Raw genomic sequence first — 15,358 nt, 5'->3', positions numbered from 1 at the left:
CCCCCCCCCCCCCCCCCCCCCCCCCCCCCCCCCCCCCCCCCCCCCCCCCCCCCCGCCCCCCCCCCCCCCCCCCCCCCCCCCCCCCCCCCCGGACTGCAGCAGGTTGGCCATGGACCCCAGCTGCGCCAGCGGCATGGTGAACTGCCGCGAGTACTGGATGAACGCCGGTGGTTTCGACGGTTACCTCAACGAAGATGGGAGCCGGATGCCGCGGGTGACGATGGCCTGAAGCTTGCCAGGTGTGGGTCAGAAACGACCGTTACTGACCTGGGAAGGAGCGACGCCGGGTGCTGTTCGCACCCGACTTCCCCCTTCTGGCCTACTACCGGATGGTGCCTCTAGGTTCGTCCTCGACGTCCTGAGGTGCCGTGAGATCCATCTCGAGCAGCGGCACCACTTTGGACTTGGTGATGTAGCGGTGACCCAGCCACAGAACGATGAAGACTGGCAACCCGATGTAGGAGGAAAGCACCTCAAAGGACCGTCCGGCCAGCACAGCCTCGTAGTTCTGTCCCGCGATGACCAGAATGAGCAAGGCGAAGGCCAGCAGCGGGCCAATGGGGAACAGGGATGCTTTGTACGGCAGGTCGCTGACCTTGTTTCCCTGCGCCAGGAAGCCGCGTCTGAAACGGTAGTGGGAGACCGCGATGCCGGCCCACACGATGAAGCCGCACAGGCCCGACATGTTCAGCAGCCAGGAGTAGGCAGCACCCTGCCCGACGATCGCGGAGAGGAACCCGAACAGTCCCACGGCCGCCGTCGCAAGCAACGCCGCGATCGGCACACCACGCGCATTGGTTCGGCCGAAGATCTTCGGGGCCATGCCGTCATGGGCCATGGCGTAAAGCATCCGGGTGGAGGCATACAGTCCGGAGTTGCCCGCGGACAGGATTGCGGTCAGGATCACGGCGTTCATCAAGGCCGCCGCGAACGCGATTCCGGCGCGCGAGAAAACCAGGGTAAAGGGCGATGACGCAATATCGGACTCACCGGAGGCCAGCAGGCTGGGATCGGTGAAGGGGATGAGGCAGCCGATGATAAAGATGGCGCCAATGTAGAAAAGCATGATGCGCCAGAAGACAGTGCGGATAGCCTTCGGCACCTCGCGGCGCGGGTTCTTCGCTTCGCCGGCGGCGACTCCTACGAGCTCGGTGCCCTGGAAGGAGAACCCGGCAACCATGAAGACCGAGATGATCGAGACCCAGCCCCCATGGAACACGTCATCGCGGTTTTCCCAGTTGCTCAGTCCCGGGGAGTTATCCCCGAGGATGCCGAAAATCATCAGCACGCCGGCGATCAGGAAGAGCACCACTGCGCTGACCTTGATCAGTGACAGCCAGAACTCCGACTCACCAAAAGCCTTGGCCGAGAGGGCATTGAGCCCGGTCAGCACCACCAGGAAGATCCCGGCCCACACCCATCCCGGGACCCCAGGGAACCAGAAGTCCATGATGATTCCGGCGGCGACCAGTTCTGCGGCCACCGTGATGGCCCAGTTGAACCAATAGTTCCAGCCGATCGCGAACCCAAAGGACGGGGAGACGAAACGGGTGGCAAAGGACTGGAACGAACCGGCAACCGGAATTTTGGCCGACATCTCGCCCAGTGACTGCATCAGCAGGAAGACCATCAGCCCGACCAGCGCGTAGCCGGCCAAAGCACCGCCGGGACCCGCCTGGGAAATGGTGCTGCCCGAGGCCACAAACAGGCCGGTACCGATCGCGCCGCCGATGGCGATCATCTGCAGGTGGCGGTGGTTGAGCCCGCGCTTGAGTTCGTTGGTGGATCCGCCGGTAGGGCGATCTGCCGCTATCGCAAGGGAGGACCCCTGTGTTCCATCGGGCTTGATTTCTTCGTCGAAATCAATAGCCCGATCACTTATTTGCGTGTGGGAGCCAAGTCCCATGGTGCCTCCGAAAAGGTAGCTGCGGTGAATTTGGGCCTTCCGAAGCCCTCGGGCCGGGAAGGATGGTGATCAAGCTAACACAGGCAAAGGAGGCGACATTTGGCGGGGCGAATGTTGCACGTCCGACGGGTCAAGTCCTTACGCATAGGCGGTGGCAATCCCATCTGAGCACAAGAGTTGCTGACCTGATGCCGTCCGGTGGCTAAGCAGCCCTGACGATCTGCTAAGACGCGCCAGTAGGCGGCGAGCAGCCCACGCCACAGGTGGCACGGGCGGCAGGAGCCGACCCCGATCCGTCCCGATATCGCTGCTTGTTCGTCGTGAGGCGCCGCTGCCGGGATGTCTCAAAACCGCTGACCCCCAGGTCGGACGCAGGCATTGCAGTGAAGAGCGGGCCCCGAGCAAAAGCATTTCTTATGCATGTTGGAAGAATCATTCACGGATGCTTACGCACTGCTAACTTCTTCAGGAATCCCCTCAACGGAAGGAACAAGCATGTCTGTAACCGCAAGCCCTGAAGTGACAACCATCCGGGCAGAAGACCTCAAGGCGCTCCCCGCATGGCAGGCTCTGAAGGCAGCCGTCGTCGGGCTGCAGCAGGTTCAAGTGCAGGACGGTTCCGTTCCGGAACCCGCTGACCATGACCAGGCCCGCCGGCATGTCGGCATCATTGCCGACTCAATCAACGGGCTGCGCCACCACCTCCCCCACGACACGGACTACCTTGAACTGCTCGTGCAGGACCTCCAGCGGTGGGCGTCCGGGGGCTTCGCCGTACCGGATTTCCTCGACTCATTGGTAGCCTTCCACCCCGAGCAATGGCGCATCGACGGGCTGCCGCACCTGGTTCTGTTTCCCATGTACACGCAGAACGGCAGCACGAACCGCTACTTCGAGGCCGTCCTCATCGAGGTCATCTGGCCTTCATTCGTGGCTGACCTGGAGGCAACAAACTACTCCAACAAGCTGTTCGTCCCCATCAGCTTCATCGATTTCACGCCCGGTTATGACACGAACTCCGCAGTTCTATTCCCCGAGAGCGTAGCGGTCCGGAGCACCCCGTCCTTCACGTGGGGAGGTATCTTCGCGGACCGCGAAGCTGCCCGGTTCCGTCGCGTCCTCAAAGCCGCTGCCGACATCACTTCCCTGGACCTGCCGGCGGACGCCGCGGAATTGATCGAGGACCAGCACCTCACGGAGAAGACCTTTGTGATGTGGGATCTGATCCATGACCGGACCCACATGCGCGGTGACCTGCCCTTTGACCCGTTCATGATCAAGCAGCGGATGCCATTTTTCCTGTACTCCCTGGAGGAGCTCCGCTGCGATCTGACCGCCTTCCGCGAGTCCGTCCTCATCGAGCGGGACGAAACGGCGTCCGAGGACACCCGCAAGCACGCCAAGCTGGTGCAGTACGCCGTGATATTCGACCGCATTTTCCGCTTCGCGATTACAGGGAACAGGGTCCGTAACTACGACGCAGTGGGCGGCCAACTGCTGTTCGCCTGGATGCACCAGCACCGGGTCCTGCACTGGACCGATGGAAAGTTGAGCATCGACTGGGCGGACGTCGCCGGCGTGGTCGTCGAGCTGGGTCTCCGCATCGAGGAACTCTACTGGCGTTCAATCGACCGGCCGAAGGTCGCACACTGGCTGGCTGCCTACGAGCTCGTCTCCGAAACCCTCACCCCCCACCCGGCCTCCGTGTGGGCCAAGGGACCGGAAGCCCTTCCGGTGAACGGCCCGCTCCGGGACCTGACGGACCAGATCCTTGATGACGAATTCCCCCTGTCGATGTTCTACGAAGCACTGGAGAAGAAGATGTCCTCGGTCATTGAATCAACTGCCGGGATCACCGGGAAGAGCCCTGTGAAGACCGACGGCGAGGCGGGCGCATGAGCCAGGACCTCTCGGGGCGTACGGTCGTCGTCGCCGGTTCGACAAGCGCCGCAGGCGTCGCGGTAGTCCACGCCCTCTCGCAAGCAGGGGCACGCGTGGCCGCCGTGGACATCCTTGAGGACCGCGTGCAGGAGCTCGCGGCCGCGTACACCAACGTCACCGGCTATGTCTGCAACCTCGCGGACCTGCAAGCCGTTGAGGACCTGGCGGCGTCTGTCCGGAATGATCTGGGTCCCGTGGACGGCCTGATCCATCTTGTCGGCGGGTGGCGGGGCGGTACCGGAATTACAGACCAGACGGATGATGACTGGGACTTCCTGCACACCAGCGTCCTCACCACGTTGCGGAACACCAGCCGCGCTTTTTACGACGATTTGAATGCCTCCCCTGCGGGCCGCCTGGCCGTCGTTTCCGCACAGTCCGCCTCCTCGCCGACGGCGGGCGGCGCCGCCTATGCCGCCGTCAAGTCCGCCGCCGAGGCATGGACCATGGCCGTGGCCGACGGATTCCGGCACCTGCAGGGAGGAAACGGAATCCCCGACGCCGCCCAGCACTCAGCCGCCCTGGTCTTCGTCGTCAAGGCCCTGGTCGATGACCGGATGCGCGCAGCCCAGCCGGAACGGAAATTTCCGGGCTACACCGATGTCAGTGTCCTTGCCGACGCTGTTCAGCAGATCTTCGGCATAGAGGCAGGACAGATCAACGGGCAGCGCTTGCCCCTCACGGCCGGCCTCCTCGCGGGTGCACCGGCGTGAGCGTCAGCGTTGAGACAAAGGCAGGCGTCCCACAGGTACTGGCGGGGCGCCTGCACGACCCGGCATACCGGGGCTTCGCCTCGGATAACTACGCCGGGGCGCACGCCGAAATCATCGAAGCAGTTCAGGCAGCCAACGAAGGCCACGTCACCGCATACGGCGAAGATGCCTACACAGCAGCGCTTCAAGTTCTCATCAAATCCCACTTCGGGGCAGCTGCCACCGCATATCCGGTCTTCAATGGAACAGGGGCCAACGTCCTTGCCCTGCAAGCGCTGCTCCCGCGGTGGGGCGCTGTCATCTGCGCAGCAACAGCGCATATCAATACCGACGAAAACGGTGCCCCGGAACGGATTGGCGGAATAAAGCTCCTCCCTGTCCCCACACCGGATGGCAAACTCACCCCGGAACTGATCGACGCCGAAGCCTGGGGGTGGGGTGACGAGCACCGGGCGCAACCGCTGGTGGTCTCGATCACCCAGACCACCGAGCTGGGCACCTGCTACACGCCGGAAGAAATCCGACGGATCGCTGAACATGTCCATGCGAAGGGCATGAAACTGCACCTGGACGGAGCAAGGCTGGCCAACGCTGCAGCACATCTCGGGCTTCCTTTGCGGGCATTCACCGCCGACGCCGGTGTGGACGTCCTGTCTTTTGGCGGCACCAAGAACGGGCTGCTTTTCGGCGAAGCCGTTATCTGGCTCGGCTCACAGTCCGATCCGGGCATGAGCTACCTGCGCAAGATGAACATGCAGCTGGCCTCAAAGATGCGCTTCGTCTCCGCGCAACTCATAGCCCTGCTAACGGATGGGTTGTGGCTGCGGTCCGCCAGCCAGGCCAACGACATGGCCCAAAGGCTCAGCCACGGAATTTCGGCCATTGACGGCGTCTCGCTGACCCAACCAACCCAGTCCAATGGCGTCTTTGCAGTCCTTCCACCCGGGGCGGCGGCGAAAGTCCGGGAATCCTTCCGCTTCTATGACTGGGACCAGGCACGCGGGGAAGTCCGGTGGATGTGCTCGTGGGACACCACCGAGTCCGACGTCCATTCTCTCGTTGCTGCGGTGAAGGCTGCCGTGGGCTCTCCAGCCAACGAAAACGCCTGAATAAGGAGACGTCACTGCCATCCGGTGGCGGTACTTTCCGGCGGGCGCGGTCTCAGGAGGCCGCGCCCGCTCCCTAAACCTCCGCCACGGGAGCCGCGAACTGCGCCTCGTACAGCCGGGCGTAAGCCCCGCCCGCTGCCAGCAGCGACGCGTGGGTCCCCTGCTCCACGATCTGGCCGGCCTCCATCACCAGGATGAGGTCGGCGTCGCGGATAGTGGACAGGCGGTGCGCAATCACAAAGGAAGTCCGGTCGGACCGCAGCGCACGCATCGCCTTCTGCACCAGCACCTCGGTCCGGGTATCCACCGAAGACGTCGCCTCGTCCAGGATCAAGACAGAAGGCCGCGCCAGGAACGCCCGGGCAATGGTCAGCAGCTGCTTCTCCCCCGCGGACACGTTGGACCCCTCGTCCTCCAACACCGTGTCGTACCCCTCCGGCAGCGAATGCACGAACCGGTCCACGTACGTGGCCTGCGCCGCCTCGAGAATCTCGGCCTCGGTAGCCGTGGGACGCCCGTACGCGATGTTGTCCCGGATGGTGCCGCCGAACAGCCATGTATCCTGCAGCACCATGCCCAGCCGCGAGCGCAGTTCCCGCCGGGGCACCGAGGTGATGTCGACGCCGTCGAGCGTTATCCGGCCGGCATCGAGCTCGTAGAACCGCATCATCAGGTTCACCAGCGTGGTCTTGCCCGCCCCGGTGGGGCCGACGATCGCCACCGTCTGCCCCGGCTCGGCCACAAGAGACAAAGAAGAGATCAGCGGCTTGTCCGGCGAGTAGGAGAAGGACACGTCCTCGAACACCAGCCGCCCGCGCCCGGCCCCGTCAACAGAAACCCCGCCAGCGGCATCCGGCGACTGCTCGTCCTCGTCCAGCAGCGAGAACACCCGCTCCGCCGACGCCACCCCGGACTGCAGCAGGTTGGCCATGGACCCCAGCTGCGCCAGCGGCATCGTGAACTGCCGCGAGTACTGGATGAACGCCTGCACATCGCCCAGCTGCATCGCCCCGGACGCCACCTGCAGGCCGCCCACCACCGCGATCCCCACGTACACCAGGTTCCCGATGAACGTCATGGCCGGCATGATCAGCCCGGAGATGAACTGCGCGCCGAAGCTCGCGTCGTAGAGTTCCACGTTCTTCTGCCGGAACCGTTCCTCCACCTCGCGCTGCCGGCCGAACACCTTCACCAGCGCATGCCCGGTGTAGGTTTCCTCGATCTGCCCGTTCAGCTCGCCCGTGTTCTTCCACTGCGCCACAAACAGCTTCTGCGAGCGCTTGGCGATCAGCGCCGTGATCCCCAGCGTCAGCGGAATGGTCACCAGCGCGATCAGCGCCAGCGTGGGCGAGAGGATCACCATCATCACCAGCACACCCACCACCGTCAGCACCGAGGTGACCGCCTGGCTGATGGACTGCTGCAGGCTCTGCGAGATGTTGTCCACATCGTTGGTCACGCGGCTCAGCAGCTCGCCGCGCTGGATCGAGTCGAAGTACCGCAGCGGCAGCCGGTTGATCTTCGCGTCGATCTCCTCGCGCAGCCCGAACACCGTCCGCTGCACCACCCCGTTCAGCACATACGCCTGCACCCACATGAACGCCGACGCCAGCGCATACAGCACCAGCGCCCACAGCAGCACATTCGACAGCGCGGCGAAGTCGATCCCCTCGCCCGGCGTCAGCGCCATGGGCGTGAGCATGTCCGCCTTCTGGTTCTCCCCCGCGGCCCGCAGCTGTGCGATCAGCTCCGCCTTGCTCACCCCGGGCGGCAACTGCTTGGACACCACGCCGGCGAAGATCAGGTTGGTGCCCTCGCCCAGCAGCCGCGGCCCGATCACCGAGAGCGCCACGCTGGCGATGCCCATCACCAGCACCAGCAGCAGCCACGCCCGCTCCGGCCGCAGCGTGCCCAGCAGCCGTTTCGCTGACGGGCCGAAGTTCATCGCCTTCTCCGCCGGCACGTTCATCCCCGCGAACGGTCCGCCGCGTCCGGGTCCGCCCGCCGGACGCGGGATGCGTACGACGTCGGCAGTCCCGGTTTTCGGGGCGGGTGCGGTGCCGCCGTGGCCGGCGTTGTGGGTGGAGCCCGACGGCGGCCGGTTCTGCGTGCTCATACCGTTTCCTCCGCTGCCAGCTGGGAGGACACAATCTCGCGGTACGTCTCGGAGGTCTCCAGCAGCTCACTGTGCGTTCCGCGCCCCACGATCCTGCCGTCGTCGAGCACGAGGATCTGGTCCGCGTCCACGATGCTGGACACGCGCTGGGCGATGATCACCAGGGTGGCGCCGGCGGTGCTGCGCTTGAGCGCCTGCCGGAGCCGGGCGTCGGTGCCGGTGTCCAGCGAGGAGAACGAGTCGTCAAAGATGTACAGCTCGGGCCGTTTCACCAGGGCCCGGGCGATGGCCAGCCGTTGCCGCTGCCCGCCGGAAACATTGGTGCCGCCCTGCGAGATGGGCGCATCCAGGCCGCCCTCCATCTCCTCCACGAAGTCGCGGGCCTGGGCGATCTCCAGAGCTTCCCAGCACTCGTCCTCGGTGGCGTCCGGCTTGCCGTACTGCAGGTTGCTGCGGACGGTGCCGGTGAACAGGTAGGGCCGCTGCGGCACCAGGCCTATGTGGCCCCAGAGCAGGTCCGGGTGCAGCTCGCGCACGTCCACGCCGTCGATCCTGACCGAGCCGGTGGTGGCGTCGAACAGCCGCGGCATGAGGTTCACCAGGGTGGTCTTGCCGGCGCCGGTGGAGCCGATGATCGCCGTGGTCTGCCCCGCCCGGGCGGTGAAGCTGATCCCGGACAGGACCGGCTGGTCGGCACCCGGGTAGGCGAATCCGGCGTCGAGCATTTCCAGCTCGCCGCGGCGCACCGCGCTGCTGAGCGGATTCTTCGGCGGCCGGACGCTGGACTCGGTGCCAAGCACCTCGCCGATCCGGTCCGCGGAGACAGCGGCGCGAGGGATCATCACGGCCATGAACGTGGCCATCATGACGGACATCAGGATCTGCATCAGGTAGCTCAGGAACGCGATGAGGGTGCCCACCTGCATGGAGCCGTCCTCGATCCGGAACGAGCCGAACCAGATCACCGCCACGCTGGAGATGTTCAGCACCAGCATCACCACGGGGAACGCGAGCGCCATCAGCCGGCCGGCACGCAGCGCGGTGTCCGTGACGTCCTCGTTGGCCTGGGCGAAGCGGGCCGTTTCGATGTCCTCGCGGACGAACGCGCGCACCACCCGGATGCCGGTGAGCTGCTCGCGGAGCACCCGGTTCACCGTGTCGATCCGCTTCTGCATCTTCCGGAACAGCGGCACCATCCGGACGATAATCAGGCCCACGCCGATCATGAGGGCGGGCACGGCGACGGCGATCAGCCAGGACAGCTGGAGGTCCTGCCGGACGGCCATGATCACGCCGCCGATGGCGAGCATGGGCGCGGCCACCATCATGGTGGCCGCCATCAGCACCAGCTGCTGGACCTGCTGGACGTCGTTGGTGGACCGGGTGATCAGGCTGGGCGCGCCGAACCTGGTGACTTCCTGCTCGGAGAACTCGCCCACCCGGGAGAAGATGGCGCCGCGCAGGTCCCGGCCCACGCCCATGGCCGCCTTCGCGCCGAAGTACACCGCAATCACGGCGCAGACGATCTGCAGCAGCGTGATGCCCAGCATGAGGGCGCCCAGGCTGAGGATGACGCCGGTGTCCCCCTTGGCCACGCCCTCGTCGATGATGTCCGCGTTCAGCGTGGGCAGGTAGAGGGACGCGATGGACTGCGCCAGCTGGAAGATGACGACGGCGATCAGCAGCTGCCGGTGCGGCCGCAGGTATTCAACAAGCAGTTTCCAGAGCAAAGCGGCTCCAACCCATTTCGGTCCCGCGGGAAGCGGTTCGAAGGTCAGTTTACGTCTGGTTGCTGGGGGCAACCAGTGGGCTGCCGGGAGAAGTGGGCGGGTTCTCCCACAGCGTATTTAGGTGCGCAAGGACACGTACCGGCTTCCTTCCCGGCACACACCTCTCAGCCGCGGCGGGGAGCTGAAAAATCGGCGGTGTCGAGGCTGATCGTGAACGGTCCGTCATTGACCAGGGACACTTGCATCATGGCCCCGAACCGCCCGGTGGAAACCTCCGCCCCAAGGCCGCGCAGGGAAGTGACCAGGTGTTCAATCAAGGGCTCACTGGTGTCCGCCGGCGCCGCGTCCGACCAGGACGGGCGCCGCCCACGCCGCGTGTCGGCGTACAGCGTGAACTGGCTGACCACCAGCAGGGGCCCGTTCTGGTCGGCACACGACTTCTCGCCGTCAAGGATCCGCAAGGTCCAGATCTTGGCGGCGAGGGCCTCCGCATCATCCAGCGTGTCCGTGTGGGTGACGCCGGCCAGGACAACGAGTCCCGGGCGGTCAATGGACCCCACCGTTTCGCCGTCGACGGTGACCTCGGCTCGGGTGACCCGCTGAAGGATGGCTCGCACGGAGTCCGCGGCGGGGCGAAGTGGGCGGGTTCTCCCACACCCTATTCGCCACGCTCCAGGCGCCGTCCGTTATCTTCCCGACAGCCCGCCGCCGCAGCGGCGGGACAGGCTAACGGCACCGCCATGAACGCGTCAAGCACCCAAACAAGAAATCCACTCCCCAATTTCTCGGGTGCCAAGATCCCCTGCTAGATGGGCTTTCCTTGGGCTCCTTTAGGCAGGGAGCCCTATCCCCCAGCCCCAGATTGTGCATGATGCACCGCGTTCCGGAAAGCCCCCTGTCTAACGTGATTTTCCACACACCAAGTTCCACCCAGAACCATGAGGAGATACACATGCCGAACTACAGGGTGTCGATGGATATCGGCGGAACGTTCACGGACATCGTGGCGTACGACCAAAGCGCAGGGACCTACGAGGCGACGAAAGCATCCACCACGCCGGGCAACCTGAGCGCCGGCGTCATCGCCGGTCTCGAATCGATTGTTACCGACCTTTCCGATATCGAATTCCTGGTGCATGGCACGACCCAGGGCCTCAACGCTTTCCTTGAGCGTCGCGGCGTTCCGGTACTGCTGCTGGCCACTGCGGGCGTGGAGGACTCGTACCACATCGCCCGCGGCCCCCGCCTGGAGCTTTACAACGCCCAGTACCGCAAGCCGGCTCCCCTGGTCGAGCGGAAGGACGTCATCGGCGTCGGCGGACGCCTCGACGGTCAGGGCCACGAGATCCGCCCGCTTGACGAAGTTGCCGTCCGCCAGGCGGCCCGCCGGGCACAGCAGGAGGGATACGGCGCCGTTGCCGTGGCATTCCTCTTCAGCTACAAGAACCCGGCCCATGAACTTCGTGCCCGCGAAATCCTGCTCGAAGAACTGGGCGAGGATTTCACCGTCTCGCTTTCACATGAAGCAGCCAAGGAGTGGCGTGAATACGAGCGCACCTCCTCCGCCGTGGTTGAGGCCTACACGGGCCCCGTGGTCCGCAATTACCTTCTGGACCTGGAAGAGAAGCTTGCCGACCGCGGCGTGGAGGCTCCGCTGCACATCATGCAGTCCTCCGGCGGAGTACTTACCGCCGAGTCCGCCCGTAAGCGCCCGCTGCAGACATTGCTTTCCGGCCCCGTCGGCGGTGCCATGGGCGATGTCGAACTGGCCGGAGTCTCGGGAAACCGCAACCTCATCGGTGTGGACATGGGCGGCACATCCTTTGACGTTTCCTTGGTGGTCGACGGCAAGCCGGATGTCTCCACGGAGGCCCACCTTGAAGGTCTGCCGATGCTCATGAGCGTTGTGAACATCCACACCGTCGGCGCCGGCGGCGGCTCCGTCGCTTGGCTCGAAGCCGGCGGCCTGCGGGTCGGACCGCGTTCCGCAGGAGCCAACCCCGGCCCGGCCTGCTACGGCCGCGGCGGCACCGAACCCACGGTCACCGACGCCAACCTGGTGCTCGGCCGCGTGGACCCCGACTGGTTCGCCGGCGGACAGGTTGCCCTGGACCGCGAAGCAGCCATCACAGCCCTGAAGACAGTCGGAGACGAGCTCGGCCTGGACCCCATCGCCATGGCCGAAGGCATCTGCGACGTAGCCAACTCCCAGATGGCCCAGGCCATCAGGACCATCACCATTTCCCGGGGCATCGAACCCCGCGACTTTGCCCTCGTCGCTTTCGGCGGCGCAGGGCCCATGCACGCGGTCTTCCTCGCCAAGGAACTCGGGATCCCGGAAACCGTGGTTCCCCGGTTCCCCGGTGCGTTTTCGGCGTGGGGCATGCTGCAGACGAACATCCGCAAGGACTTCTCCGAACCGTACTTCTTCCTCGACGAAGACATCGACGTGGCTGACATGGCCGGTGTCCTGCGAAGGATGGAAGTGGAGGGCCTGACGTCCCTGGTTTCCGAAGGCGTCCCTGAGGAAAGCCGCCAAACCACCGCTTCCGTGGACGTGCGCTACCAGTCGCAGGAATTCTCACTGAACGTCCCCCTCACCTCCGCCGACGAACCCGAGTCAGAGGGCTTCGTCGGCGACCTGGCGGTCCGCTTCTCCGCGATGTACCACGAGCGCTACGGGCACTCCAACCTGGGCGCCCCCATCGAGATCGTCGCACTGCGGACACAGGCGGTAGGCGACCTGGGCCGGCTGGAGGCACCGCTCTTCGCAACCGCGCAGAGCCCCGAGTTCAAGCACGAAATGCGCCGGGTGGTCTTTGACCACGTGGAACACGAGACCACCGTAGTGCGCCGCGACGACCTGGCCGCCGGGCACACCTTTGAAGGTCCCGCCATCATCGTGGAGCAGACGGCCACCACCGTGGTGCCGCCCGGGTTCAACGTCACGGTCGACGAGTTCGGCTCCCTGGTCATCCGCACTGAAGACGCAGAAGGAAATTGAGGTACCACTAATGACAATCACTGCAGTCAAAACCCTGGATCCCGTAACCGTGGAAATCATCCGCAACGCGCTCACCAGCGCCGCGGACGATATGAACGCCACCCTGATCCGCTCCGCCTACTCACCCATCCTCTACGAGGGCGGTGACTGCGTGGTGGCGCTGCTGGACACCGAACACCGCGTACTCGGACAGTCCGCCGGGCTCCCTCTGTTCCTCGGCAACCTCGAAACGTGCTCCATTGCTGTGGAGGAGCTGTACGGCCGTGAGGTCTGGCAGGAAGGGGACGTGTGGATCCTCAACGACTCCTACCTCGGCGGAACGCACCTGAACGATGTCACCATCTTCGCGCCGATTTTTGACGATGGCTCGGTGGTTGGCTTCGCCGCCACCCGCGCGCACTGGATGGACATGGGGTCCAAGGATGTGGGCGGGTCGATGGATGCCACGGACATCTTCCAGGAAGGCTTCCGTATGGGGCCGGTCAAGCTCATGGAAGCCGGCATTGAAACCTCCGTGGTGGACCTGATCCGCACCAACGTCCGCTTCCCCTACCAGACCATCGGCGACATGCACGCGATGATCGCCGCACTCCGGATGGGAACCACCCGGATGAAGGAGCTGGTGGGCCGGTACGGCATGGAGCAGCTCGATGCCGCACGCGATGAGATCTTCCGCCAGACCGAGGAGATTGAGCGCGAAACCGTCCGCAACATCCCCGACGGCGTGTACGAAGCCGAAGGCTTCCTGGACAACGACGGCATCAACCTGGACACGCCCATCCCCATCAGGCTGAAGATCACCGTCGCCGGCGACACTGTCGACTTCGACGTCACCGGCTCCGCCGACCAGACTATGGGCCCGGTCAACTGCGGCGCAGCCCAGGCCGTCTCGGCCCTGCGCGTGGGGTACAAGCTCCTGGTCAGCCCTGACTCCAACTCCAACGGCGGATCCTTCCGCCCCATGACCACCCAGGTGCGTTCCGGCTCGGTGCTGGGCGCCGTGGCACCGGCACCATGCCAGTGGTACTTCTCGCATCTCGGGCTGCTGATCGACTTGGTCTCCAAGGCAATGGCACCCGCCATGCCTGAACGCGTAGCCAGCGCCAGCCATGGTGACTCCATGATCATTACTGCCGCCGGCTTCGACCCCCGCTTCGGCCGGAACTTCGTCAGCATGGAAGCCACTCTTGGCGGCTGGGGCGCCTGGCAGGGAACCGACGGCGAATCCGCCATGATCAACAACGTCAACGGGTCCCTCAAGGACCTGCCCATCGAAATGATGGAAACCCGTTACCCGCTGCGGATCAACGAGTACTCCATCCGCCCGAACTCCGGTGGCCCTGGCCAGTGGCGGGGCGGCAACGGAGTTATCCGTGAATACGAGTTCCTGGCCGACTGCGTCGTGGGGCTGTGGTTCGAAAGGTCCAAGACGCCGGCCTGGGGCCTCTTCGGCGGTTCTGACGCCCAAGGCCCGGAGGTAGTGATCAATCCTGGCCGCCACGATGAGGTCCGGACGCTGAAGGCCAACGCACGGAAAATCAAGGCCGGCGACGTCGTCCGCCTCGCCGTCGGGGGCGGCGGCGGTTTCGGAGACGTCTCCAAGCGCTCCCAAGAAGACATTGAGTACGACATTGTCAACGGTTTCATCACCGAGGACTTCGCCAAAACCCACTACGGCTACTAAACGCCGCGCCAGAAAGGATTGACTGTGAAAATCACCAAACGTCCAGCCGCAGCGATGGCCCTCATGAGCCTCGCCCTGCTGACCTCAGCATGCGCCCCGCCCGCCCAGACCAGCACCACAGAAGCAGTGGCTGCCGGTGCAGACCAGAAACTCAACGTTGGATTCTTCGGTTTTGCCAAATCCAACGGTTTTGCCCAGGGCACGTACCTCGGCGTGGAGCAGGCGGCCAAAGCCAACAACGCCAGCGCCACCTTCGTGGACTCCAATTTCAGCGCCCAGACCCAGGTCCAGCAGATCCAGGACGCCGTCACCTCCAAGCAGTTCGAGGTGATCGTGGTCCAGGCCAATGACAACCAGGCCCTCATCGCACCTTTGACGCAGGCCGTACAGGCGGGCATCACGGTGGTTGTCGAATTCTCGGTCATCGGGCCAAAGTTCGACACCATCGAGGCGCAGGTCCCTGGTGCCATCAGCATCGTGGACCTGCCCACCCGCAACGGCAAGGTGCTCGGCGAGATGGGCAAGCAAGCCTGCGCCACGGTGCCGGGCGACACGTGCAAGGTGGCCTACCTTGAAGGCTTCAAGGCCATGCCCCTGGATAACGCCCGGACCGATGCCGTGAAGACGGAACTGGCCACCGATCCGAAAATCAAGCTCGTGGCCAGCGTGGAAGGCGGGTACACCCAGGACACCGGCCGCCAGGCATTCCAAAACGTCTCACAGGCGAACCCTGATGTTGACGTGGTGATTGGCGCATCCCAGGCCATCACCGGGGCCGCCGCAGCCGCCGGGAACAGCGACGTCAAGTTCATCGGCAACGGAGCATCCGTTTCCAATGTGGAAGCGGTCCGGTCCGGTAAATGGTTCTCCATCTACGTCAGCGACGTCGTAGCCAACGGCGCCAAGGCCACCGAACTGGGGCTCGCCAAGGCGCGGGGCAAGCAGGTGGAAACTGCCATCGACGAAGCCAGCCTGGCCCCCAACAACAGCAAGGGCACCAAAGAGGCACTCGATGCCCTGAACTACGTCTCAAAGTACTCGGACTAGTCCAGCCACCTCCCGGGGCAACCCCTGGGCCGGAGTCTTACCGCTTCGGCCCCGGGGATCCGGCCCTCAACTCCCTTCCATTTCCAGAGGTCAACATGGCGATACAAC

At 64.8% G+C, this 15,358-nt stretch carries 10 protein-coding genes; 6 read left to right on the top strand and 4 right to left on the bottom strand.

What is annotated here, in order from left to right:
• Positions 1–322: 322 nt before the first annotated feature.
• A complete protein-coding gene (locus J2X42_RS12005; protein ID WP_310165379.1) occupies positions 323–1,906 on the bottom strand; it encodes an amino acid permease in 1,584 nt (527 codons plus the stop codon).
• 495 nt (positions 1,907–2,401) lie between these two features.
• Between J2X42_RS12005 and J2X42_RS12000 the strand changes: the two genes are divergently transcribed.
• The 3 genes from J2X42_RS12000 to J2X42_RS11990 are packed head-to-tail and all read left to right on the top strand — an operon-like array spanning position 2,402 to position 5,669.
• Positions 2,402–3,805: a DUF6421 family protein gene (locus tag J2X42_RS12000; protein WP_310165378.1), complete on the top strand. Its 1,404-nt coding sequence runs from the start codon at positions 2,402–2,404 to the stop codon at positions 3,803–3,805.
• Positions 3,802–4,560: an SDR family NAD(P)-dependent oxidoreductase gene (locus J2X42_RS11995; protein ID WP_310165376.1), complete on the top strand. Its 759-nt coding sequence runs from the start codon at positions 3,802–3,804 to the stop codon at positions 4,558–4,560. The genes J2X42_RS12000 and J2X42_RS11995 overlap by 4 nt, the downstream gene beginning before the upstream one ends.
• Positions 4,557–5,669: a low specificity L-threonine aldolase gene (locus tag J2X42_RS11990; protein WP_310165374.1), complete on the top strand. Its 1,113-nt coding sequence runs from the start codon at positions 4,557–4,559 to the stop codon at positions 5,667–5,669. Before J2X42_RS11995 ends, J2X42_RS11990 begins: the two co-directional genes overlap by 4 nt.
• Positions 5,670–5,742: 73 nt before the next feature.
• On the opposite strand, the gene J2X42_RS11985 is transcribed toward J2X42_RS11990, so the two are convergent.
• The 3 genes from J2X42_RS11985 to dtd form a co-directional block, all read right to left on the bottom strand.
• Positions 5,743–7,785 (bottom strand): ABC transporter ATP-binding protein, encoded by a 2,043-nt coding sequence (locus J2X42_RS11985; protein WP_310165372.1) that lies wholly within the window; start codon positions 7,783–7,785, stop codon positions 5,743–5,745.
• Positions 7,782–9,515: an ABC transporter ATP-binding protein gene (locus J2X42_RS11980; RefSeq protein WP_310165370.1), complete on the bottom strand. Its 1,734-nt coding sequence runs from the start codon at positions 9,513–9,515 to the stop codon at positions 7,782–7,784. Before J2X42_RS11980 ends, J2X42_RS11985 begins: the two co-directional genes overlap by 4 nt.
• A gap of 164 nt (positions 9,516–9,679) precedes the next feature.
• On the bottom strand, positions 9,680–10,132 hold the full coding sequence (dtd, locus tag J2X42_RS11975) for a D-aminoacyl-tRNA deacylase (RefSeq protein WP_310165368.1): 453 nt from the start codon (positions 10,130–10,132) through the stop codon (positions 9,680–9,682).
• A 335-nt stretch (positions 10,133–10,467) separates the two neighbouring features.
• Here dtd and J2X42_RS11970 point away from each other — a divergent pair, with 335 nt between their 5' ends.
• From J2X42_RS11970 to J2X42_RS11960, 3 genes are read left to right on the top strand one after another with little or no spacing between them, the layout of a single operon-like run.
• Positions 10,468–12,519, top strand: a complete 2,052-nt coding sequence (locus J2X42_RS11970; RefSeq protein ID WP_310165365.1) for a hydantoinase/oxoprolinase family protein — start codon at positions 10,468–10,470, stop codon at positions 12,517–12,519.
• Between the two features lie 10 nt (positions 12,520–12,529).
• Positions 12,530–14,203: a hydantoinase B/oxoprolinase family protein gene (locus J2X42_RS11965; protein WP_310165363.1), complete on the top strand. Its 1,674-nt coding sequence runs from the start codon at positions 12,530–12,532 to the stop codon at positions 14,201–14,203.
• Between the two features lie 24 nt (positions 14,204–14,227).
• Positions 14,228–15,250, top strand: a complete 1,023-nt coding sequence (locus tag J2X42_RS11960) for a sugar ABC transporter substrate-binding protein (protein WP_310165361.1) — start codon at positions 14,228–14,230, stop codon at positions 15,248–15,250.
• Positions 15,251–15,358: the final 108 nt, after the last annotated feature.

The sequence above is a fragment of the Arthrobacter sp. BE255 genome, from assembly GCF_031457335.1.
Lineage (GTDB): Bacteria > Actinomycetota > Actinomycetes > Actinomycetales > Micrococcaceae > Arthrobacter.
This window is presented reverse-complemented; position numbering and strand designations above follow the sequence as displayed.